The 20,286-nt window shown below is 72.1% G+C and carries 25 protein-coding genes and 1 pseudogene; 18 read left to right on the forward strand and 8 right to left on the reverse strand.

From position 1 onward, the window contains the following. Positions 1-79 precede the first annotated feature (79 nt). Positions 80-502 carry a MerR family transcriptional regulator gene (locus tag PV963_RS37365; protein ID WP_274820880.1) on the reverse strand — a complete coding sequence of 141 codons (423 nt, stop codon included), beginning with the start codon at positions 500-502 and terminating at the stop codon, positions 80-82. Positions 503-770: 268 nt separating this feature from the next. Between PV963_RS37365 and PV963_RS37370 the strand changes: the two genes are divergently transcribed. Together PV963_RS37370 and PV963_RS37375 are read left to right on the forward strand one after the other, a co-directional pair. Continuing rightward, on the forward strand, positions 771-1,511 hold the full coding sequence (locus tag PV963_RS37370; protein WP_274820881.1) for an MBL fold metallo-hydrolase: 741 nt from the start codon (positions 771-773) through the stop codon (positions 1,509-1,511). 46 nt (positions 1,512-1,557) lie between these two features. Then, positions 1,558-2,118: a GNAT family N-acetyltransferase gene (locus PV963_RS37375; protein ID WP_274820882.1), complete on the forward strand. Its 561-nt coding sequence runs from the start codon at positions 1,558-1,560 to the stop codon at positions 2,116-2,118. A gap of 18 nt (positions 2,119-2,136) precedes the next feature. Here the strand turns inward: PV963_RS37375 and PV963_RS37380 are convergent, their stop codons facing one another. After that, positions 2,137-2,484, reverse strand: coding sequence for a VOC family protein (locus PV963_RS37380; RefSeq protein WP_059420053.1), 348 nt, complete (start codon positions 2,482-2,484; stop codon positions 2,137-2,139). 48 nt (positions 2,485-2,532) lie between these two features. Between PV963_RS37380 and PV963_RS37385 the strand changes: the two genes are divergently transcribed. Next, complete coding sequence (locus PV963_RS37385) at positions 2,533-3,033, forward strand: phage holin family protein (RefSeq protein WP_274820883.1); 501 nt, start codon at positions 2,533-2,535, stop codon at positions 3,031-3,033. Between the two features lie 5 nt (positions 3,034-3,038). Continuing rightward, positions 3,039-4,067, forward strand: a complete 1,029-nt coding sequence (locus PV963_RS37390) for an SDR family oxidoreductase (RefSeq protein ID WP_274820884.1) — start codon at positions 3,039-3,041, stop codon at positions 4,065-4,067. 34 nt (positions 4,068-4,101) lie between these two features. Here the strand turns inward: PV963_RS37390 and PV963_RS37395 are convergent, their stop codons facing one another. The 3 genes and pseudogenes from PV963_RS37395 to PV963_RS37405 all read right to left on the reverse strand — a co-directional run bounded on the left by PV963_RS37395 (position 4,102) and on the right by PV963_RS37405 (position 6,420). Then, the gene (locus PV963_RS37395) at positions 4,102-4,392 is read right to left on the reverse strand and encodes a hypothetical protein (RefSeq protein ID WP_274822229.1); all 291 of its coding nucleotides are present in this window, start codon (positions 4,390-4,392) and stop codon (positions 4,102-4,104) included. 19 nt (positions 4,393-4,411) lie between these two features. After that, a pseudogene (locus PV963_RS37400) lies at positions 4,412-5,438 on the reverse strand (enolase C-terminal domain-like protein); the annotation flags it as partial. 19 nt (positions 5,439-5,457) lie between these two features. Then, complete coding sequence (locus tag PV963_RS37405; protein ID WP_342456413.1) at positions 5,458-6,420, reverse strand: LLM class F420-dependent oxidoreductase; 963 nt, start codon at positions 6,418-6,420, stop codon at positions 5,458-5,460. 168 nt (positions 6,421-6,588) lie between these two features. Here PV963_RS37405 and PV963_RS37410 point away from each other — a divergent pair, with 168 nt between their 5' ends. The 13 genes from PV963_RS37410 to PV963_RS37470 all read left to right on the forward strand — a co-directional run bounded on the left by PV963_RS37410 (position 6,589) and on the right by PV963_RS37470 (position 16,903). Then, complete coding sequence (locus PV963_RS37410) at positions 6,589-8,760, forward strand: FAD-dependent oxidoreductase (RefSeq protein ID WP_274820886.1); 2,172 nt, start codon at positions 6,589-6,591, stop codon at positions 8,758-8,760. Next, positions 8,757-10,604 (forward strand): transketolase, encoded by a 1,848-nt coding sequence (locus tag PV963_RS37415; RefSeq protein ID WP_274820887.1) that lies wholly within the window; start codon positions 8,757-8,759, stop codon positions 10,602-10,604. Before PV963_RS37410 ends, PV963_RS37415 begins: the two co-directional genes overlap by 4 nt. Further along, a complete protein-coding gene (ligD, locus tag PV963_RS37420) occupies positions 10,601-11,527 on the forward strand; it encodes a non-homologous end-joining DNA ligase (RefSeq protein WP_274820888.1) in 927 nt (308 codons plus the stop codon). The genes PV963_RS37415 and ligD overlap by 4 nt, the downstream gene beginning before the upstream one ends. 93 nt (positions 11,528-11,620) lie before the next feature. After that, positions 11,621-11,989: a gas vesicle protein gene (locus tag PV963_RS37425; RefSeq protein WP_274820889.1), complete on the forward strand. Its 369-nt coding sequence runs from the start codon at positions 11,621-11,623 to the stop codon at positions 11,987-11,989. A gap of 61 nt (positions 11,990-12,050) precedes the next feature. Then, positions 12,051-12,485 (forward strand): gas vesicle structural protein GvpA, encoded by a 435-nt coding sequence (locus tag PV963_RS37430; protein ID WP_274820890.1) that lies wholly within the window; start codon positions 12,051-12,053, stop codon positions 12,483-12,485. Next, positions 12,482-13,255, forward strand: a complete 774-nt coding sequence (locus PV963_RS37435) for a GvpL/GvpF family gas vesicle protein (protein ID WP_274820891.1) — start codon at positions 12,482-12,484, stop codon at positions 13,253-13,255. The genes PV963_RS37430 and PV963_RS37435 overlap by 4 nt, the downstream gene beginning before the upstream one ends. Positions 13,256-13,259: 4 nt before the next feature. Next, positions 13,260-13,523 carry a gas vesicle protein GvpG gene (locus PV963_RS37440; protein ID WP_274820892.1) on the forward strand — a complete coding sequence of 88 codons (264 nt, stop codon included), beginning with the start codon at positions 13,260-13,262 and terminating at the stop codon, positions 13,521-13,523. Continuing rightward, positions 13,520-14,167 (forward strand): DNA primase, encoded by a 648-nt coding sequence (locus PV963_RS37445; RefSeq protein ID WP_274820893.1) that lies wholly within the window; start codon positions 13,520-13,522, stop codon positions 14,165-14,167. The genes PV963_RS37440 and PV963_RS37445 overlap by 4 nt, the downstream gene beginning before the upstream one ends. Then, positions 14,164-15,285, forward strand: a complete 1,122-nt coding sequence (locus PV963_RS37450) for an SRPBCC family protein (protein ID WP_274820894.1) — start codon at positions 14,164-14,166, stop codon at positions 15,283-15,285. The genes PV963_RS37445 and PV963_RS37450 overlap by 4 nt, the downstream gene beginning before the upstream one ends. Further along, on the forward strand, positions 15,282-15,629 hold the full coding sequence (locus tag PV963_RS37455; protein WP_274820895.1) for a gas vesicle protein: 348 nt from the start codon (positions 15,282-15,284) through the stop codon (positions 15,627-15,629). The genes PV963_RS37450 and PV963_RS37455 overlap by 4 nt, the downstream gene beginning before the upstream one ends. Then, positions 15,626-16,381, forward strand: a complete 756-nt coding sequence (locus PV963_RS37460; protein WP_274820896.1) for a GvpL/GvpF family gas vesicle protein — start codon at positions 15,626-15,628, stop codon at positions 16,379-16,381. The genes PV963_RS37455 and PV963_RS37460 overlap by 4 nt, the downstream gene beginning before the upstream one ends. A 16-nt stretch (positions 16,382-16,397) precedes the next feature. After that, positions 16,398-16,586 carry a gas vesicle protein gene (locus PV963_RS37465; RefSeq protein WP_003994122.1) on the forward strand — a complete coding sequence of 63 codons (189 nt, stop codon included), beginning with the start codon at positions 16,398-16,400 and terminating at the stop codon, positions 16,584-16,586. After that, positions 16,583-16,903, forward strand: a complete 321-nt coding sequence (locus PV963_RS37470; RefSeq protein WP_274820897.1) for a gas vesicle protein K — start codon at positions 16,583-16,585, stop codon at positions 16,901-16,903. The genes PV963_RS37465 and PV963_RS37470 overlap by 4 nt, the downstream gene beginning before the upstream one ends. Position 16,904: 1 nt before the next feature. Here the strand turns inward: PV963_RS37470 and PV963_RS37475 are convergent, their stop codons facing one another. The 3 genes from PV963_RS37475 to PV963_RS37485 form a co-directional block, all read right to left on the reverse strand. Then, entirely contained in the window at positions 16,905-17,075 is a 171-nt protein-coding gene (locus PV963_RS37475) for a hydrophobic protein (protein WP_274820898.1), read from the reverse strand. 42 nt (positions 17,076-17,117) lie between these two features. Continuing rightward, the gene (locus PV963_RS37480; protein WP_274822231.1) at positions 17,118-17,939 is read right to left on the reverse strand and encodes a class I SAM-dependent methyltransferase; all 822 of its coding nucleotides are present in this window, start codon (positions 17,937-17,939) and stop codon (positions 17,118-17,120) included. A gap of 93 nt (positions 17,940-18,032) precedes the next feature. After that, positions 18,033-19,433 (reverse strand): diacylglycerol kinase family protein, encoded by a 1,401-nt coding sequence (locus PV963_RS37485; RefSeq protein WP_274820899.1) that lies wholly within the window; start codon positions 19,431-19,433, stop codon positions 18,033-18,035. A 91-nt stretch (positions 19,434-19,524) separates the two neighbouring features. Here PV963_RS37485 and PV963_RS37490 point away from each other — a divergent pair, with 91 nt between their 5' ends. Then, entirely contained in the window at positions 19,525-20,067 is a 543-nt protein-coding gene (locus PV963_RS37490; protein ID WP_274820900.1) for an MOSC domain-containing protein, read from the forward strand. Positions 20,068-20,286 lie beyond the last annotated feature (219 nt).

Here is a 20,286-nt window from a genome sequence, read left to right on the forward strand (position 1 = left end):
GGTTCGATCGGTCCATCCGCCGCCAAGTGCATCTGATGCTCCGTTGACGCTCGCGATAGCGGCTGGTGAGGCGTGGGTGTCATTGGCCCAGGGGCTGGCCTGCGGGCATCGCTGACCGCGCGCCCCGCTCCACCAGGGCGGAGCACTCCGGGCAGTCGGAGATGACCGGGTGTACGCAGCGCACCAGGTGGGCCAGGAAGCGGTCAGCCAGTTCGAGGTTCGCGATGTGTTGGGCGATCCGGGTGCGCTTCGCGTTGACCAGGCCGATGCGGTCGACCCGCTCACCCGTGGCAAGTTCGCCGATTTCGGCAAGTGACAGCCCGGCTCGCTGGCCGATTTGGATGAGGCGGGCCTGGCCGATGGTCTGGTCGTCGTAGACGCGATGCCCGGAGGGCAGCCGGCGCGGGCTGAGCAGTCCGATGTCTTCCCAGTGCCGGAGGACATGGGTGGCCACCCCGAGCAGGGCGGCCGCATCGCCGATCTTCATTTCCGGTGCGGACATCACACTCCTTTACTTCAGGTCGGCCTGAAGTTATACCGTCCGGTCATCGAAGGCACCAGCCGATCGCGAGAGGGGCAACGTCGCCGTGTCTGACGCTGTGAGATCACCGACGCCGGCCGAGTGCTGCGGCGCGGTCGCAAGCCTGGCTACGGGCCTTGTCCGTCCCCGACGCCCCGACCAGCGGTTTCTACGCGGCTTGACCGACGCGGGGCTGCCGGACACGGCGGTATCGGTCACTGTGTCCGCACTGCGACAGGTACCACGGTCGGTGCCCACCGCGATGGTCGTGGAGGGGCGGCGGCAGCCACGGCGAATCGCGAATTCGCTGCTGTCGTTCGTGATCACCCACCCGGAAGCGACATTCATCGTGGATCCGAGTGTCTGCCTGGATGTCGGCAGCCGCGCCATTGCCGAACTGCCGGCATTCCTGCGGGTCGCGGTGCGTCCCCCGGCCGACACCGTCGCCACCGTTACCGCGCTGCGTGAGCGGCCGGGTTCCGACCTGGATTTCGCGCTGCCGACGCACACGCACTGGGACCACGTGTGCGGGCTGCTCGATCTTCCCGAACTGCCGGTGCATCTGCACCGCCGCGAACACGATTGGGTCATGTCAGGTCCTATCGCACCCGTGGGTGGCGTCCGCGAGTCCCTGCGCGGCCGCGGCATTGTCCAGTACGAACTGGACGGCCCGCCGATACTCACGTTTGCCGCCAGCCACGACCTCTTCGGCGATGGCTCCGTCGTGCTCGTCGACCTCGCCGGACACACCCCTGGCAGCGTCGGAGTCCTGGCGCACACGGCAACGGGCTGGGTGCTGCTCGCCGGCGACGCCGCCTGGCACACCGACCAGATCGACCTCATCCGGCAAAAGGCCGGCTACCCCGGCGAGCTCGCCGACGAAGACCGGGACGAGACCTTCCGGACGCTTCACCGCTTACACGCCGTCAAGGACCGAGTCGCGATCATCCCGACACACGACCACCACGCGGCCCAGCAGCTGCCGGCGTGATCATGCCGCTGTACGCTCCGTGAGCCGGCGCGGTTACTGTGGCGGGGTGCCGCACAACGCATCCCGCTACCTCGCCGAAGGCCCCCGGGTGGGCATACGCCACTTCACCTACGAGGACGGTGCCGAGTTCACCGCCCGCGCCCGGGAGAGCAAGGACCTGCACCAGCCGTGGCTCTTCCCGCCCGACACCGCCACGGCGTACACCGCGTACGCGGCCCGGCTGATCGAGGACCCGTCCAAGGCCGGCTTCCTGGTCTGCGAGAAGGGCCACGGGGCCATCGCCGGTTTCATCAACATCAACAACATCGTCGAGGGCGGCTTCCAGTCCGGGACGCTGGGCTACGGCGCCTTCGCGCACGCCGCCGGGCGCGGCCTGATGCGCGAAGGGCTGGACCTCGTCGTGCGGTACGCGTTCGGCCCGATGCGGCTGCACCGGCTGGAGATCAACGTCCAGCCCGCGAACGCCGCGTCGATCGCCCTGGCCCGCGGCTGTGGATTCCGCCTGGAGGGCTTCTCGCCGAAGATGCTCTTCGTCGACGGGGCCTGGCGCGACCACGAGCGCTGGGCGATCACCGCCGAGATGATCAGGGAGCCGGGGCGGCGCTGAGCCGGACCCCGGCCGCGATCACGCCTGGCGGTCCACGTACTCGTAGACCGACCCGTCCGGATGCAGGGCGATCAGGTTGCGGCCCGCCGGTGAGGCGATGGGGCCCGCGATGATGTGGGCGCCCACCTCGGTCAGCACCTTGTGGGTCTCCTCGACGTCCGTCACGGCGATCGTCGCGGCCACCTTGCGCAGCACCTCCAGTTCTGCCGGCGGGCCGCTCATCAGCAGGAAGCAGCCGATCGCCGCGACCTGGACACCGCCTCGTTCGAAGCGCTGGGCTCTGCCGCCCGCCAGCCGCTCGTAGAAGGGGATCGCGGTCTCGAGGTCGTCGACGCAGACGCGCAGTGTGGCACCCAGAATCTCCATGGGGACGAGCCTAGTTACGCGCCAGGGGGCGAGGGTACCCGGCCGGGTATGAAGCCGCTGGATCACCTGGAGCATCTGGACAAGCATCTGGTCGACGAGCTGGCACAGGTGGCGCGCGAGACCGTCCGGGACGAACTGCGCGAGCAGACGCGCAAGCAGCGCCGCAAGGCCGCGCTGTACGCAGCGTCCGGCGCCCTCGCCCTGTACGCGGGCGCGGCCCTCGCGCTCGCCGTGGGACTGGCCCTCGCCCTCGGCCTGCCCGACTGGGCCGCCGCGCTGATCACCGCCGCGATCCTGGGTGCCGTGGCGTACGTGCTGCGCGGCATGGCCCGGCCCTCCGCGTCCCGGCCGGGCCCGGTGCACGCGGCCGGCATGACGCCGGGACACGAGAGCACCGGCCCGGGCACCGGGGTCCCCGGCGGTGTGCCGCCCGTGCCGCCGGCCCCGCCCGCCGCCGGACCGGTCGCCGGAGCCGCCGGCGGGCCCGCCCCGGGCCTGGCGCCCCCGCGGCCGACGGACGACCCCGACGTGCCTGGCCGCAGGGCGTGACCGAGGTGAGCACGACAGAGACACCACACGGCCGCGTCGTCGTGGTGACCGGTGCCAGCGGCGGCGTGGGGCGGGCCACGGCCCGGGCCTTCGCCGCCGGGGGCGACCGGGTCGCCCTGCTGGCCCGGGGCAGTGAGGGGCTCGCCGCCGCGGCCGACGAGGTGCGGCGCGCCGGGGGCGAGGCCCTCGTCATCGGCGTGGACGTCTCCGACGCCAAGGCCGTCGACGACGCCGCCCAGCAGGTCGTCGACACCTTCGGCCCCATCGACGTCTGGGTCAACAACGCTTTCACCGGTGTCTTCGCGCCCGTCACGGAGATCGGACCGGACGAGTTCCGCCGCGTGACCGAAGTGACCTACCTGGGCTATGTGTTCGGCACCCGGGCGGCCCTGCGCCACATGCTGCCGCGCGACCGCGGCACGATCGTGCAGGTCGGCTCCGCGCTCGCCTACCGGGGCATCCCGCTCCAGTCGGCGTACTGCGGGGCCAAGCACGCGATCCAGGGGTTCAACGAGTCCCTGCGCTGCGAGCTGCTGCACTGGCGCAGCGGGGTGCGTACGACGATGGTGCAACTGCCGGGCCTCAACACCCCGCAGTTCGACTGGGTGCTGAACCGCATGCGCGGCCGGGCCCGGCCGGTCGCGCCCGTGTACCAGCCGGAGATCGCGGCCCGGGCGATCGTGTACGCGGCGTCGCACGCGCGGCGCCGGGAGTACTGGGTGGGCGCCTCCACGGCCGCCACCCTCGTCGCCAACGCCGTCGTCCCCGGGCTGCTGGAGCGCTATCTGGCGCGCACGGGCTTCTCGTCGCAGCAGGAGGGGGACCGGCACGACGGGACGGACAACCTGTGGGCCCCGGCGGACGGGCCGCAGGGCCACGACTTCGGCGCGCACGGGCGGTTCGACGACGAGGCCGTGCACGACAGCCCGCAGCAGTGGGTCTCACGGAACCGGCGGCGGATGGGCGCGGCCCTGACCGTGGGGGCTGCGGGGGTCCTGGCCGCACGCAAACTGGCCGGGCAGGCCCGCCGATAGGCGTCAGGGCTCCGTCGGGTTCCGGGGCGCCGGCTCAGTCGTGTTCCGGGGCGCCGTCGAGGAACCCGAGCAGGACCGCCGCCTCCGCCCGGAGCCGGGCGGCTCGGCCGGCGTGCGCGGGTCCGGTCAACCGCGCCGCCGCCGCCAGCCGTTCGGCTGCCTCGGCGCGCACCACGTCCACCACGTCACGTTCGCTCAACTCGCGCCGCACAGCCTCGGTGGCGTAGGCACCGACCGGCGACGCCTCAAGTGCCGTGATGCGATGGGCGGTTTCGTCCACGGGTACCGCCTCGGCGTTGTCCAGCGCGGCCAGCGTTGCGCGCAGAGACCTGCCGACGGCTCTGGGCGACCCGGAACTCCGCCACCTCCTGCGTCCGCAGGGTGAGCCCGTGGCCCGCGCCCTGGGTCGGGCGGACCGTGCCGCCCGTGGGGTCCAGGGCACCGTCGAAGAACATGTCCTCGATGCGGACGTGGTCGTGGAACCACTCGATGTGCCGGAGGTTGGGGAGCGTGGCGGCCGCCGCCGCGTGGGCGCGCGGGGCGCGGTGGGCGGAGACCTCCAGGCCGTGGGCGTGGGCCGGCGCCGTCGCGCGCAGGAACTCCGTCAGGCCGCCGGTGGGGGTCCCCCCACGCCTACAGGGCAGTGGGGGAGTGTCGCGTCGATCTGGAGACAGTCGACCGCCCCGGCCGTGGTCATCCGGGCGAAACAGGGCAGGTCGAAGCCGTACTCCCCGGCCGTCACGTCGCACACCACCGCGTCCCGGACCAGCCTGAGGCCCGTCAGGTCGTTCGAGGACACCGGCTCCTCGAACCAGCCCACGCCGTGCTCGGTTAGGGCGTGGCCGACGCGCACCGCCTGCTTGCGGGTGTAGGCGCCGCCTGCGTCGACGTACAACTCCGCCTGCGGGCCGATGATCTGGCGTGCCGCGCGGACGCGGTGCAGGTCGCGGGTCACCTCGCGGCCCCACCCCTCACCGATCTTGATCTTCACGCGCGGGATGTGCTGCCCGTGCACCCAGCCGTTCAGCTGCGCGGCCAGATGAGTGTCGTGGTACGTCGTGAAGCCCCCGCTGCCGTACACCGGCACCCGCTCGTGCCGGACCCCCAGCAGCCGGGCCAGGGGCAGTTCCAGCAGCCGGGCCTTGAGGCCACAGGCGATGTCCAGTGCCGAGATCGCGCAGGAGGCGATGCCCGGGCGGTGAGGACGTCAGCGACCGACGCCGGGCCGTACGTCCAGCCAGTGCCGGTCGCGTCGCCCGCCGTCACCTCGCAGACCACCACGGTCGTGGAGCCCCAGGCCAGCGTGCCGTCCGCCTCGGGAGCGTCCGTCGGCACCGTGTACACGGACGCGACGGGGCGGTGGAGTTCCATCGGGTCGCCCGGCCCTCCGTCAGACGGCCTGCTGGAGCTGCGGCAGCACCTTCGTGCGGTAGAAGTCGAAGAAGCCGCGCAGGTCCGGGCCGATCTGGTTGACGTAGACCCGGTCGAAGCCCGCGTCGGCGAACTGCTTCAGCTCGGCCACGTGCTCGTCCACGTCGTCGCCGCACACCCGGTTCTCACGCACCATGTCCTCGGTGACCAGCTGCTGTGCCTGCTCGAAGTGCTTCGGGGAGGGCAGCACCTGGCCCAGTTCGCCGGGCAACTGCTCGTTCGCCCAGAGGCGGTGGACGGTCTTCACGGCCTCGTCCTGGTCGGTGTCGTAGCAGACCTTGGTGCCGCCGCTGACGAGTTTTCCGCCGCCTCCGCCCTTGCGGTACTGCTCCACCATCGTCTCGTCCGGCTCGATGGTGATGTAGCCGTCGCCTACGCGGGACGCGAGCTGCGTGGCCGCCGGGCCGAAGCCGGAGATGTCGATCGGGATCGGCTCGTCCGGGACCGTGTACAGGCGGGCGTTCTCCACCGTGTAGTGCGGGCCGTGGTGGTTGACCTCCTCGCCGGTGAACAGCCGGCGCATCACCTGGATGGCCTCCTCCAGCATGTCCAGACGGACGTGGGCCGGCGGCCAGTGGTCACCCAGGATGTGCTCGTTGAGCGCCTCGCCGGAGCCGACGCCGAGCCGGAAGCGGTTGTCCGTCATCACCGCGCTGGTCGCCGCGGCCTGCGCCACGACCGCCGGGTGCATCCGCACGGTCGGGCAGGTCACCGCAGTCTCGACCGGCAGGGACACCGCCTCGGACAGCGCGCCGATCACCGACCACACGAACGGGCTCTGGCCCTGCTCGTCGTTCCACGGGTGGTAGTGGTCCGAGATCCACAGCGCCTGGAATCCGGCCTGCTCGGCCATCCGCGCCTGCTCGATCAGCTCGGCGGGTCCGTACTGCTCGCACGAGAGGAAATAGCCGTACTCGGGCATGGGGGAGTGCCTCCACGACGTGGGCGGTCCGTATCCCGCACCGGGTACCCGGGCGCCGGTCCGGAAACCGGCGGCGTTCGGGCGAGAGCGCCCCGGCGGACGTTTGGGTGCCCTGGCCAGGGGGACGCGGAAGGCTCCCGAGCTACGCGACAGCGCCGGAGGCGAACCGTGAGTCGACCCCGCATCGTGATCGTCGGTGCCGGCTTCGCCGGGTACCGCACGGCCCGCACCCTGTCCCGGATCACCCGGGGCCGGGCGCACATCACCCTGCTGAACCCGACCGACTACTTCCTGTATCTGCCCCTGCTGCCCCAGGTCGCCGCCGGGGTCCTGGAGCCGCGCCGGGTCACGGTGTCCCTCTCCGACACGCTGCCTGACGTACGGCTCGTGCTGGGCGAGGCCGACCGGATCGACCTCGACGGACAGACCCTGCACTACACCGGCCCCGAGGGCGACGGCGGCACGCTCGCCTACGACCGGCTGGTGCTCGCCGCCGGCAGCGTCAACAAGCTGCTGCCGATCCCCGGCGTCGCCGAGTACGCGCACGGCTTCCGGGGGCTGCCGGAGGCCCTGTACCTGCGCGACCACGTGACCCGGCAGGTGGAGCTGGCGGCCGCCGCCGACGATCCCAAGAGCTGCGCCGCGCGGTGCACCTTCGTCGTGGTCGGGGCCGGCTACACCGGCACCGAGGTCGCCGCGCACGGGCAGATGTTCACCGACGCGCAGGTCCGCAAGCACCCGCTGCGGCAGGGCATGCGGCCGCGCTGGATGCTGCTGGACGTGGCGCCGCGGGTGCTGCCCGAGATGGACGAGAAGCTGTCCACCACCGCCGACCGGGTGCTGCGGCAGCGGGGCGTGGACGTGCGGATGGGCACCTCCGTGAAGGAGGCCACGCCCGACGGGGTCGTGCTGACCGACGGCGAGTTCGTCGAGACCCGGACGCTGGTGTGGTGCGTGGGCGTACGGCCCGACCCGCTGGTCGAGTCCCTCGGGCTGCCGATGGAGAAGGGGCGGCTGCTCGTCGACCCGCACCTGCGGGTGCCGGGCCGGCCCGAGCTGTTCGCCTGCGGTGACGTGGCGGCGGTGCCGGATCTGGAGAAGCCGGGGAGCTACACGCCGATGACCGCGCAGCACGCCTGGCGGCACGGCAAGGTCGCGGCGGAGAACGTCGCCGCCTCGCTCGGCCTCGGCGGGGCGCGCAAGCCCTATCGCCATCGTGACCTGGGCTTCGTCGTCGACCTGGGCGGTGCCAAGGCCGCCGCCAACCCGCTCGGCGTGCCCCTGTCCGGGGTGCCGGCGGGTGCGGTGACGCGGGGATACCACCTCGCCGCGATGCCCGGCAACCGCGTCCGGGTCGCCGCCGACTGGCTGCTGGACGCGGTACTGCCGCGCCAGGCCGTGCAGTTGGGGCTCGTCCGGTCCTGGTCCGTGCCGCTGGACACGTCCTCGCCGGAGCTGGCCCGGGTGCCGGGCGGGCCGGAGCGGCGGCAGGACGCCAGCGCCCGGTCGGGGCCGGGGGCGGCGATCGAGGCCGACACACACGGCGGGGGGACCGGCGCCGGGCCCGGGCAGGGCCGGGCCGGAGACGAACCCGCGAAGGGGCAGCCCGGATCCGGGGCGACGCAGGACCAGCCCGGGTCCGGGTCCGGGTCCGCGCAGCGCCGGTCGGAGGAGGAGCTGGCCAAGGGCCGTCCCGGTGGCGAGCCGGCCAGGAACTGGCCTTCCGATGAGCCTGCCAAGGGGCCGGTCGGTGGTGGGTCCGCCAAGGGGCAGCCCGGATCTGGGGCGGCGCATGACCGGCCGGGATCCGGGTCCGCGCAGCGCCGGTCGGAGGAGGAGCTGACCAAGGGCCGACCGGGCGGCGAGCCGACCAGGAGCCGGCCCACTGACAAGCCTGCCAAGGGACCCGTCGGTGACGAGCCCGCGAAGGGACCGCCGGGTGAGCCGGCCAGTAACCAACCCGGGGGTGAACCCGCGAAGGGAGCGCCGGGTGGGCCCACCAGGAGCCAGCCAGGTGGTGAGCCGGTCAGGAATCAGCCCGGTGGTGAGCCCGCGAAGGGGCAGCCGGGCGGCGAGCCCGCCAGGAACCAGCCCGGCAGCGCGCCCGGCAAGGGGCAGCCCGGCGGTGAGCCGGCCACGAATCAGCCCGGAGGCGAGCCCGCGAAGGGACAGCCCGGCGGCGAGCCCGCCAGGAACCAGCCCGGCGGCGAACCAGCCAAGAACCAGCCCCAGCCCACCCCACAACCCCCGCCCGACCAGCCACCCCCCGGCCCCGACACCGCCCCCGGCCCCGTCAAGCGATCCGACGTCCCGGACGACTCCGCGAAAGGAGACTCATGAACACCGGTGAACTCACCGACCTCGGACAGCAGCTGCGCGTGGACAGTGTCCGCGCTGCCGCCGCCGCGGGCTCCGGGCACCCGACGTCATCCATGTCAGCCGCCGATCTGATGGCCGTCCTGCTCGCCCACCACTTCCGCTACGACTTCGACCGCCCCGCCCACCCCGGCAACGACCGCTTCGTCCTCTCCAAGGGACACGCCTCGCCGCTGCTGTACTCCGCGTACAAGGCGGCCGGCGCCATCGACGACGAGGAACTGCTCACCTTCCGCAAGCTGGGCAGCCGTCTCGAAGGTCACCCCACACCCCAGCGCCTGCCGTGGGTCGAGACGGCCACCGGCTCGCTCGGGCAGGGCCTGCCGGTCGGTGTCGGCATCGCACTGGCCGGCAAGCGGCTCGACCGCACCGGCTACCGCGTGTGGGTGCTGTGCGGCGACAGCGAACTGGCCGAGGGATCCGTGTGGGAGGCCGCCGAGCACGCCGGGTACGAGCACCTGGACAACCTCACCGTGATCGTCGACGTCAACCGGCTCGGCCAGCGCGGCCCGACCCGGCACGGCCACGACCTGGACGCCTACGCCCGCCGCTTCCAGGCCTTCGACTGGCACACCGTAGAGGTCGACGGGCACGATGTGGACGCCGTCGACCGCGCCTACGGCGAGGCCGCGTCCACCAAGGGCCAGCCCACCGCGATCCTGGCCCGCACCCTCAAGGGCAAGGGCGTCGAGGCCGTCCAGGACCGCGAGGGCCTGCACGGCAAGCCGCTGCCCGAGGCCGACGAGGCGATCGCCGCACTCGGCGGCCCGCGCGACATCCGCGTCCGGGTGCATGAGCCGCCCGCCGCCCGCATGCTGCACTCCGTCCACACCGGGAACTTCGAACTGCCGACGTGGGACAAGGGCGAGGAGGTCGCCACCCGCAACGCCTTCGGTCAGGCGCTGGCCGCGCTCGGCACCGGCCGCGGCGACATCGTCGCCCTCGACGGCGAGGTCGGCGACTCCACCCGCGCCGAGTTCTTCGCCAAGGAGCACCCCGACCGCTACTTCGAGTGCTACATCGCCGAGCAGCAGCTGGTCGCCTCGGCGGTCGGGCTCGCGGCCCGCGGCTGGGTGCCGTACGCCGCCACCTTCGCGGCCTTCCTGACCCGGGCCTACGACTTCATCCGGATGGCGTCCATCAGCGGCTCCGGCATCAACCTCGTCGGCTCGCACGCGGGCGTCGCCATCGGCCAGGACGGGCCCAGCCAGATGGGTCTGGAGGACCTGGCCATGATGCGGGCGGTGCACGGTTCGACCGTGCTGTACCCCTGTGACGCCAACCAGACCGCGCGGCTCGTCGGCGCGATGGCCGGCCTGGAGGGCGTCCGCTACCTGCGCACCTCGCGCGGCGAGAGCCCGGTGATCTACGGCCCGGACGAGGAGTTCCCGGTCGGCGGCAGCAAGGTGCTGCGCTCCTCCGACCGCGACCGGCTGACCCTCGTCGCGGCAGGCGTCACCGTGCACGAGGCGCTGGCCGCCGCCGACGCCCTGGAGGGAGAGGGCATCCAGGCGCGGGTGATCGACCTGTACTCGGTGAAGCCCGTCGACCGGGCCGCCCTGCGCCGGGCCGCCGAGGAGACCGGCTGCCTGGTGACCGTGGAGGACCACCACCCGGAGGGCGGCATCGGCGACGCGGTCCTGGAGGCCTTCGCCGACGGACGCCCCGTACCGCGCCTGGTACGGCTCGCCGTGCGCAGCATGCCGGGCTCGGCGTCCCCCAAGGAGCAGCTGCACGCCGCGGGCATCGACGCCGAGTCGATCGCTGCGGCCGGGCGGCTGCTGGTGGAGGAGGCGGTCGTGCCGTGAGCGGCGGCGACGGCACGCGCAGGGTGCGGGCGGGCCGCCGCACGGTGGAGGTGCACCGGCCGGACAAGGTGCTCTTCCCCGGCGGCGACGCCAAGGAGTACACCAAGGGCGACCTGGTGGACTACCACCGGGCCGTCGCGCCCTTCATGCTGCCGCACCTGCGCGGCCGTCCGCTGATGCTGGAGCGGCACCCGGACGGGCTCGACGGCCCGCGGTTCATGCAGAAGAACACCCCGGAGAACTACCCGGAGTGGATCACCCGCGTGGAGGTGGCCAAGGAGGGCGGCACCGTCCGCCACGTCGTCTGCGACAACACCGCGACGCTCCTCTACCTGGCCGACCAGGCCAGCATCACCCTGCACCGCTGGCTTTCCCGCGCCGACAGCGTCGACCACCCCGACCGGCTGGTCTTCGACCTCGACCCGGCGGGGGACGACTTCGACGCCGTACGGGAGGCCGCCCGGCTGCTGGGGGAGCTGCTGGACGAGCTTCAGCTGCCCTCGGCGCTGATGACGACGGGATCGCGGGGGCTGCACCTGATCGTGCCGTTGAACGGCCGGCACGACTTCGACGAGGTGCGCTCCTTCGCCCGGGACGTCGCCGACACCCTCGCCGGCGCCCACCCCGACCGGCTCACCACCGCCGCCCGCAAGAAGGACCGCGGGGAGCGGCTCTACCTCGACGTGCAGCGCAACGCCTACGCGCAGACCGCCGTCGCGCCCTTCACGGTCCGGCCCCGGCCGGGCGCGCCGGTGGCCACCCCCATCACCTGGGAGCAACTGGACGACCCCGAGCTGCACGCCCGCCGCTGGACCATCGCCGACGCCGTTGAGCAGGCCCGCACCAACCCCTGGTCGGGCCTGCTGCGCCGCGGCCGGGCGCTGGGACCGGCCCGGCGGCGGCTGAACACCCTGCGCGGCTGAGCCGCACCCGTGTCTCTGCCGACGGGTGGCAGATGCATGCGCCCGTAGAGGTTTGGCGAACACGCTTGCGGCCACACGGAGGGGGAGGTGGCCATGTCGAACACAGACAACACGCAAGAGTCACAGAGTTCACAGAAGTCTCAGGATTCTCGGAATTCACGCAAACAGACTGACAACACGGCCGACGACCGGCCGAACCCCATGGAGGTGCTGCGCCAGGCGCGCGGCCAGCTCGAGGAACTCACCGGCATGACCGCCGAGTCCGTGTCGTCCTTCGAGCAGACCGAGCACGGCTGGGCTCTGGAGGTCGAGGTCCTCGAACTCGAGCGCGTGCCCGACACGATGAGCCTGCTGGCGAGCTATCAGGTGGAACTCGACGACCAGGGGCAGCTCACGGGTTACCGCCGCGTCCGCCGCTACGAGCGAGGGCGGTCCGAGCCTCGAAGGAGCGGCGGTCACTAGGACGCCCGACCGGACCCGCACCCACAGACAAGCCACAGACAAGCAAGGAGGGACATCCGGCATGACAGTCGTACCGGCACAGCAGACCGGCGGCGGAGGCGGCAGCAGCGGTCTCTACGACGTGCTTGAACTCGTTCTGGACAGGGGGCTCGTCATAGACGCATTCGTGCGAGTCTCCCTGGTCGGCATCGAGATCCTCAAGATCGACGTCCGCGTCGTCGTCGCCAGCGTCGACACCTATCTGCGCTTCGCCGAGGCGTGCAACCGGCTCGACCTGGAGGCCGGCCCGCGCAAGGCCCCGGGCCTGCCCGACCTGGTCGGGGAGATCACCGAGTCCGGCGCGCGCGGCAAGTCCAAGGGGGCGCTGTCCGGCGCCGCCGAAACCATCTCCGACGCCTTCAAGCAGGCACGCTCCGAAGGCTCCGAGCAGGAGACCGAGTCCCGTCCGCGAGCCCGCAAGAGCACGTCCGCCCGCCGGAAGGAGGAACAGGAGTGAGCACCTACGTCTACGGCATCGCGGCGAGCTCGCACCCCGGGCTCCCCGAGGGCATGGGCGGCGTCGGCGACCCGCCACGCCCGGTGCGCATCCTGCGCGAGGGCGATCTGGCGGCCGTCGTCAGCGAGGCGCCCGAAGGGCTGCGGCCCAAGCGCAAGGACCTGCTCGCCCACCAGAACGTGCTCAGCGAGGCGGGCGCGGCCGGCTGTGTGCTGCCCATGCGGTTCGGCAGTGTCGCCCCGGACGACAACTCGATCACCGGGGTCCTCGCCGAGCGCGCCGAGCACTACAAGGAGCGCCTGCGGGCCCTGGACGGCCGGGTCGAGTACAACGTCAAGGCCAACCATGTCGAAGAGGCCGTGCTGCATCAGGTGATGGCCGAGAACCCGGACGTCCGCTCTCTCGCGGAGGCCAACCGGCAGGCCGGCGGCGGCAGTTACGACGACAAGATCCGGCTCGGCGAGATGGTCGCGGCCGCGGTCAAGGCCCGGGAGGCCGAGGACGCCGCCGCACTCCAGCGCGTCCTGGAACCGTCCGCCGAGGCCGTGAGCGTGGGCCCCGAATCCACCGGATGGCTGGCCAACGTGTCGTTCCTGGTGGAACGGGAGTCGGCCGAGAACTTCCTGGCGGCGGTGGAAGAGGCCCGCAAGGGCCTGCCGCACCTGGAGGTGCGGGTCAACGGCCCGCTGCCGCCCTACAGCTTCGTCGAGCCCGGCCCGACCGAGCCGGCGGGCACCGTGGCGAGCGGCACGGACACCGGAGCGGGGTGAGGACGTGGGCCTGATCTCGGAGGTGCTGCTGCTGCCGTTCGCACCGGTGCGCGGCAGCGCCTGGGCCGTCAGACAGGTGCTCCAGGAGGCCGAGCGGATCTACTACGACCCCGCCACGGTCCGGGCCGAACTGTCCCGTCTGGAGGAGCAGTTGGAGGCCGGTGAGATCACCGAGGAGGAGTTCGACCGCCTCGAGGACGAACTCCTCGACCGGTTGGAGATCGCTTCGCGCGGGAGCGCGGGAACGGGCAACGGGACGACACAATGAACCGAGTGGGACTGGGTCTTGCCGTGGGGGCCGGATACCTCCTGGGACGGACCAAGAAACTGAAGATGGCGGTGGCCGTCGGCGGCCTGGCGGCCGGGAAGCGGATGAACCTGAGCCCGCGCATGGTCGCGGACCTGGTCCAGCAGCAGCTGCGGAACAACCCGCAGTTCAAGGAGATCGGGGACCAGCTGCGGCAGGACCTGCGCGGTGTCGGCAAGGCGGCCTCCGGTGCCATGGTCGAGCGGCAGCTCGACGCCTTCGCCGACCGGTTGCACGGCCGTACGGCCCAGGTGCGCGACCAGCTGGCGGGCGTGGTGCCCGGGGCAGGCGGCGCCGACGCCGAGGACACCGAGGGCGAGGAGCCCGAGGACGAGGACACCGAGGAGGAGCCCGAGGACTCCGGGCCGGAGGAGGACGAGGAGCCGGAGCCGGCCCCGAAGGAGGCGGCGAAGAAGGCCCCGGCCAAGAAGACACCCGCGAAGAAGACGGCGAAGAAGGCCCCCGCCAGGAAGGCCCCCGCCAAGAAGACGGCGGGCCGGAAGGGGGCGGCGAAGAAGACCACGGCCGCGAAGAAGGCGACTTCCGCCGGGAACAGGGGCGGCAGCTCCCGGACCCGGCTGCCGAAGGGAGGCGGTGAGGGATGACCGACACCCTCGGATCAGCGACCTCCGCCGCAAAGGGAGCGGCGAAGAACCCGCTCACCGACGTGGCCCACAGCGAGGCCGCCGACCGGCTGAAGGCCGAGCTGCAGGAGTATCTCGCCGCCCAGGCCACCCGCATGCTGACCGGTGTGGGCCGCAAGCTCGGCGAGACCACCGTCAGACTCAACGACATCGCAGAGGGCAAGAGCCCCGGCTTCGCCCAGCTCGCCCTCGACAGCGGGCGCAAGCTCGCCGAGGGCAAGGGGCCCGTGCGGGCCGCCCTGGAGACCGGCGCCTCGCGTTCGAAGGACAAAGTGGCCGGCGCCCTGAAGAACCTGGGCGGTGGCAAGGGCAAGGGCAAGAATTCGGGCCGCAAGCCGACCGTCATCATCGAGCACATCGACGTCGGCGTGCCCGTGCGCACCGCGTACGACCAGTGGACGCAGTACCAGGAGTTCAGCACCTTCGCGAAGGGCGTCAAGAGCGCCGACCGCGAGGACGACACCCACTCCGACTGGCAGCTGAAGGTCTTCTGGTCCAAGCGCAGCTGGAAGGCGAAGACGACCGAGCAGGTGCCGGACAACCGCATCGCGTGGACGTCGGAGGGCGCCAAGGGCACGACCAAGGGCGTCGTCTCCTTCCACCGGCTCGCCGACGACCTCACGCGCGTCCTGCTGGTCATCGAGTACCAGCCGTCGGGCCTCTTCGAGAAGACCGGCAATCTCTGGCGCGCCCAGGGCCGTCGCGCCCGGCTCGACCTGAAGAACTTCGTCCGCTTCATCACGATCAAGGGCGAGGCGGACGACGGCTGGCGCGGCGAGATCCGCGACGGCAAGGTCGTCCGCAGCCACGAGGACGCGCTCGCCGAGGAGGAGTCCGAGGAAGAGCGCCCCGAGGGCGAGGAGCCCGAGGACGAGTACGCCGAGGAGGAGCCGGAAGAGGAAGGCGAGGAGGAACCCGAGGGCGAGTACGAGGACGAAGCCGAGTCCGAGTACGACGAAGAGGAGGCCGAAGGCGAGGAGGAGCCCGAGGAGGAGGCTGAAGGGGAGTACGAGGAGGACGAGGAGGACGAGGCCGACGAGCCCGAGGACGAGTACGCCGAAGGCGGGAGCCGGCGATGACGACGCCCAGCAGGAGGATGCCCGAACCCTACGGCTACGGCCAGGGGAGCGGCGCCAACCTCGCCGACATCCTGGAACGGGTACTCGACAAGGGCATCGTCATCGCGGGTGACATCCGCATCAACCTGCTCGACATCGAACTCCTCACCATCAAGCTGCGTTTGATCGTCGCCTCGGTGGACAAGGCGAAGGAGATGGGCATCGACTGGTGGGAGAGCGACCCGGCACTGAGCTCGCGGGCCCGTCGTGATGAACTGACCCGTGAGAACGCCGAGTTGCGCGAGAGGCTGGCCCGGCTGGAGGAACTGGAGCCCGGCCGTGCGCAGAAGAAGGAGGCACCGTGACCGGACTGCGGTACGTCTACGCCGTCTGCCGCCCCTTCGGCACGCCGCTCCAGTCCCAGCTGACGGGGGTGGCGGGCGATCCGCCCAGAGCGCTGAACCACCACGGCCTCGTCGCCGTGGTCAGCCACGTACCGGAGCGGGACTTCGCGGAGGAACCGCTCCGCGCCCATCTGGAGGACCTCGACTGGCTCACCGAGACCGCCCGCGCCCACCAGGGCGTGATCGACGCGCTCACCACCGTCACGACCCCGCTGCCGCTGCGGCTCGGCACCGTCTTCCGGGACGACAGCGGGGTACGGACGATGATCGAGGCCCGCGAAGAGGACTTCCGGCACACCCTCGACCGGCTGGAGGGCCGGGTCGAGTGGGGCGTGAAGGTGTACGCCGAGTCCGAACCACAGGAGAGCGCCCGGCCCGCGCAGAAAGCCGCGTCGGGCCGGGACTACCTGCGGCAGCGGCGTATGCAGACCAGGTCGCACGAGGAGATGCGGCAGAAGGCGGAGAGCTTCTCGAACCGACTGCACGAGAAGCTCTCCGCATTCGCGGAGGATTCCCGGCTGCATCCCCCGCAGAACCCCGCGCTTTCCAAAGCGACCGGGCGGAACGTACTGAACGCCGCCTATCTCGTACCGCGCGCGCATTCCGAGGAATTCGTGGAAATGGTGGACCGCACGAAGGGCGAGGTGCCCGGAATGCGCGTCGAACTCACCGGCCCCTGGGCGGCCTATTCGTTCGCCGGGGAGGCCACATGACCGACGGGGAGAAGCCGTGACCGTAGTGGAACGCCGTGAGGTCGCCCTCGTGGACCTGCTCGACCGGCTGCTCGCCGGCGGTGTCGTGATCACGGGGGACATCACGCTGCGCATCGCCGATGTCGACCTCGTCCGTATCGACCTCAACGCGCTCATCAGCTCGGTGAACGCACAGGTGCCTTCCCCGTTCGAGGAGTTGCTGTGACGTCGTCCGACCAGCCCGCGCGCAATCCGCGGCCGCGCCGCAACCGGCTGGACCTGGAACCCGACACCGTCGAGCGTGACCTGGTCAAACTCGTGCTCACCGTGGTGGAGCTGCTGCGCCAGCTCATGGAGCGCCAGGCGCTGCGCCGGTTCGACGTGGGGGATCTGACCGAGGAGCAGGAGGAGCGGATCGGGCTCACGCTGATGCTGCTCGAGGAGCGGATGACGGAACTGCGCGACCGCTACGGACTGCGGCCCGAGGACCTCAATCTGGACCTCGGGCCGCTCGGACCGCTGCTTCCCCGGGACGGGGGCTAATTCACCACCTGTACCACCGGCCCCTGCCTCCGGTCGCCGACGTACCACGGACGAAGAATCCCAGCAGCCACAGGACGAGAACCGCCAACGCGATATACCAGAGCACCTCTACTGCGAATCCGGCGCCGAACAGAACCAAGGCCAGAAGCAGCACCAGCAGGATGGGAACCATAATTCGAACCTCCTGCTTTTCGAGTGTCCCCGAATCGGTGTTTCAGGCGTCCTTCCGGCAGAGAATTTCTCCGTGCAGCACGCTGAACCAGCCGTCCTCCCGCTCCCCCCACTCCCGCCAGGCGTCGGCCACGGCCCGCAACCGCGCCACGCTCGCGTGCCCGCCCAGACGGGCCCGGTCCGCGTATGCCGACGCCAGCGTCCGGTCGGCCCACAGCCCGCTCCACCAGGCCCGTTCCTGACACGTGGCGAAGGTCCAGGTGCCGGAGGTCGCCGTGACGTCCGTGAACCCGGCTCGCAGCGCCCATGCCTTCAGCCGGCGCCCGGCATCCGGCTCACCGCCGTTGGCCCGGGCGACCCGGCGGTACAGGTCCAGCCAGTCGTCGAGCCCCTCGGACGCCGGAAACCAGGTCATGGCCGCGTAGTCCGCGTCCCGCACGGCGACGAGACCCCCGGGCTTCACCACCCGCCTCATCTCGCGTAGCGCCCGCACCGGATCCCCCACGTGCTGAAGCACCTGGTGGGCGTGGACCACACAGAACGTGTCGTCCGCGTAGTCCAGGGCGTGCACGTCGGCGACCGCGAAGTCGACATTGGCCAGCCCCCGCCCGGCGGCCGTGGAACGCGCCTGTTCCAGGATCTCCGGCGCCCGGTCGACACCCGTGACATGCCCGTCGGGCACGAGCGCCGCCAGGTCGGCGGTGATGGTGCCCGGCCCGCACCCGACGTCCAGGATCTTCATGTGGGGGCGGAGCGAGGGCACCAGATACGCGGCCGAGTTGGCGGCGGTCCGCCAGGTGTGCGAACGCAGCACCGACTCGTGGTGCCCGTGCGTGTAGACGGCGGTCTCCCGTGGTTCCGGCATGGCGGATCCCCCCATTCGGGTCGGCATGGGATCACCGTACGCAGTCCGGCCGCATAGTGAGACCGAATTCCCGCTATATGGACTGACGGTGTGTCAGTCGGGAGGGATCGGCCGGTAGACGGTCAGCGCCTCGGGCAGCTTCTCCAGGGTGACGCGGCCCTCCACCTCGGTGACCTCGCCGTCGTAGGCGAGGAGCGTGCCGGGCGCCACATGGTCCAGGCGCAGCCGTCCCACCTGCACGGCGGCGTGGGCGGGGGAGCGGGTCAGCGGCCCCGCGAGGGCGGCGGCCAGCAGCCGTACCGCCGGCCGGCGCCCGCCGTGCACGACCCGCACGTCGAGCTGCCCGTCCGCCAGGTCCCTCCGGCGTCCGGAGGCCAGCCCCATGCGGTGATAGGTGCCGTTCCCGGCGAACAGCAGCCACAGGGGACGCGTACGGCCCTGGAACTCGGCCTCCAGCGGGTGCCGGTCGGCCCGCAGCACGCGCAGGGCCGCGAGCACGCCAGCGGGCCAGCCGCCGATCCGGTGCGACCAGCGCTCCCGCTCGCGCACGAGCTCCGGGTAGACGCCGACACTGCACGTGTTGAGGAAGACGCCGTGCTTCGCGCCGCAGGAGTACCGGCCCACGTCCACGCGCACGGCCTCGCCCGCACGCAGCGCGCGGGCGAGATCGCGTACGTCCTCGATGCCCAGGTCATAGGCGAAGTGGTTGAGGGTCCCGCCCGGCAGCACCGCGAGGGGCAGGCGGAAGCGGAGCGCGACGCCGGCGGCGGCGTTCACGGTGCCGTCCCCACCGCACACGCCGAGGACCCGGGCGCGGGCGGCCGCCTTCTCCAACTCGGCGGGCACGTCCGACGGCTCGCACTCGACGATCTCGGCCCGGGGAAGGTCGTCCCGCAGGGCACGGGCGCGCTCGGCGCTCCCCGCGGCGGTGTTCGCCACCAGCACGAGTCCCTCGCCGTCCGGCAGCGCCGGAACCTCGGCGCGGGGACGGGCCGGCGGGGCGACCTGGCCGCGCGTCGGCACCAGGCCCCGCACTGCGAACGCGGCACCCACGCCGAGGGCGACGCCCGTCAGGACGTCGCTCGGGAAGCGCGCGCCGCTGCGGACGCGGGAGAGGGCGACGGAGGCGGCCACCGGGGCGACGACCGTGCCCCAGCCGGGGGACTCCAGGGCGACACCGGTCGCGAAGGCGGCGGCGGACGCGGCGTGCCCGGAGGGGAACGCAGTGGTGATCGACCGCCGCGTCGGCTGCCTGATCAGCGGGAGCGGGAGCGGGGGGGCCGGTGCCGGACGGGGGCGGCGGGCCGTGCGCTTGCCAAGGGCGCTGACGGTGAGGGAGGCGAGGCCGAGTGACGCCAGTCCGCGGGTCGCCGCGCGGCGGGCGCGGGGGGTGCGGGTCGCCGCGAGAGCGGCGGCGGTCGCGAACCACAGGGCGCCGTGGTTCGCGCTGCGGCTCAGGCGGTGCAGGACGGGGTCCAAGGCGGCGGGCGTCATGGGATGCGGGTACCCGGAGGGGGGTGGACACACCGGCCGTCCACGGGCAGGCTCGGGGTGATCATCATGTCCGAAGAGGGGGATCCGACGTATGAACGGGCGAGTGACGGCGGTCAGCAGCAACGGGGAGTACTCGTTCACGAAGCCGAACCGGGACAGCATCAGGCTGCTCGCCGGTCTCGGGGTGGAGGGGGACGTGCACGCCGGTGTGACGGTCAAGCACCGTTCGCGCGTCGCGCAGGATCCCACTCGCCCGAACCTGCGCCAGGTACACCTCATGCACGAGGAGCTCTTCGCCGAGGTCGATGAGGAAGGGTTCAAGGTGGCGCCCGGCGAACTCGGCGAGAACATCACCACGCAGGGCATCGATCTGCTCGCTCTGCCGGTCGGCACGCTGCTGCGCGTCGGCGACAACGCGGTGCTGGAGGTGACCGGCCTGCGCAATCCCTGTCTGCAGATCGACAACTTCCAGGACGGGTTGCTGAAGCGGGTCGTCGGGCGTGACGAGGCGGGGAACGTCGTGCGCAAGGCCGGGATCATGAGCGTGGTGCGGGAGGGGGGCGTGGTGCGTCCCGGCGACACGATCGAGGCGGAACTCCCCATGGGGCAGCACCGGCCCCTGGACCCGGTCTGACACGGTCCCTGCGCCTCCCGGTACTCGGCGTTGCCGCTGAGGCCGGGTGGGTCCGCAGCCCCGCGGAGCGGGGTGCCGCTGCGCCCACCCGTGCCGCCCCAGCGGCACGACTGCCCGCAGCTAAGCGCACCCGCACCCGCCGGCGCGGCCCCGACCCACCACCGCGCAGGCGAAGGCGCGCCCCCACCGGAAATGCGTTTGCCCAGCGCGCCGTCGCCG

It is taken from the genome of Streptomyces coeruleorubidus (assembly GCF_028885415.1).
Classification (GTDB): domain Bacteria; phylum Actinomycetota; class Actinomycetes; order Streptomycetales; family Streptomycetaceae; genus Streptomyces; species Streptomyces coeruleorubidus_A.

Coding starts and splice junctions, on each gene's coding strand:
- PV963_RS37365 (WP_274820880.1), bottom strand. CDS start 502: ATGTCCGCACCGGAAATGAAGATCGGCGATGCGGCCGCCCTGCTCGGG.
- PV963_RS37380 (WP_059420053.1), bottom strand. CDS start 2,484: ATGGAGATTCTGGGTGCCACACTGCGCGTCTGCGTCGACGACCTCGAG.
- PV963_RS37385 (WP_274820883.1), top strand. CDS start 2,533: ATGAAGCCGCTGGATCACCTGGAGCATCTGGACAAGCATCTGGTCGAC.
- PV963_RS37405 (WP_342456413.1), bottom strand. CDS start 6,420: ATGCCCGAGTACGGCTATTTCCTCTCGTGCGAGCAGTACGGACCCGCC.
- PV963_RS37415 (WP_274820887.1), top strand. CDS start 8,757: ATGAACACCGGTGAACTCACCGACCTCGGACAGCAGCTGCGCGTGGAC.
- PV963_RS37425 (WP_274820889.1), top strand. CDS start 11,621: ATGTCGAACACAGACAACACGCAAGAGTCACAGAGTTCACAGAAGTCT.
- PV963_RS37430 (WP_274820890.1), top strand. CDS start 12,051: ATGACAGTCGTACCGGCACAGCAGACCGGCGGCGGAGGCGGCAGCAGC.
- PV963_RS37445 (WP_274820893.1), top strand. CDS start 13,520: ATGAACCGAGTGGGACTGGGTCTTGCCGTGGGGGCCGGATACCTCCTG.
- PV963_RS37450 (WP_274820894.1), top strand. CDS start 14,164: ATGACCGACACCCTCGGATCAGCGACCTCCGCCGCAAAGGGAGCGGCG.
- PV963_RS37455 (WP_274820895.1), top strand. CDS start 15,282: ATGACGACGCCCAGCAGGAGGATGCCCGAACCCTACGGCTACGGCCAG.
- PV963_RS37475 (WP_274820898.1), bottom strand. CDS start 17,075: ATGGTTCCCATCCTGCTGGTGCTGCTTCTGGCCTTGGTTCTGTTCGGC.
- PV963_RS37480 (WP_274822231.1), bottom strand. CDS start 17,939: ATGCCGGAACCACGGGAGACCGCCGTCTACACGCACGGGCACCACGAG.
- PV963_RS37485 (WP_274820899.1), bottom strand. CDS start 19,433: ATGACGCCCGCCGCCTTGGACCCCGTCCTGCACCGCCTGAGCCGCAGC.
- PV963_RS37490 (WP_274820900.1), top strand. CDS start 19,525: ATGAACGGGCGAGTGACGGCGGTCAGCAGCAACGGGGAGTACTCGTTC.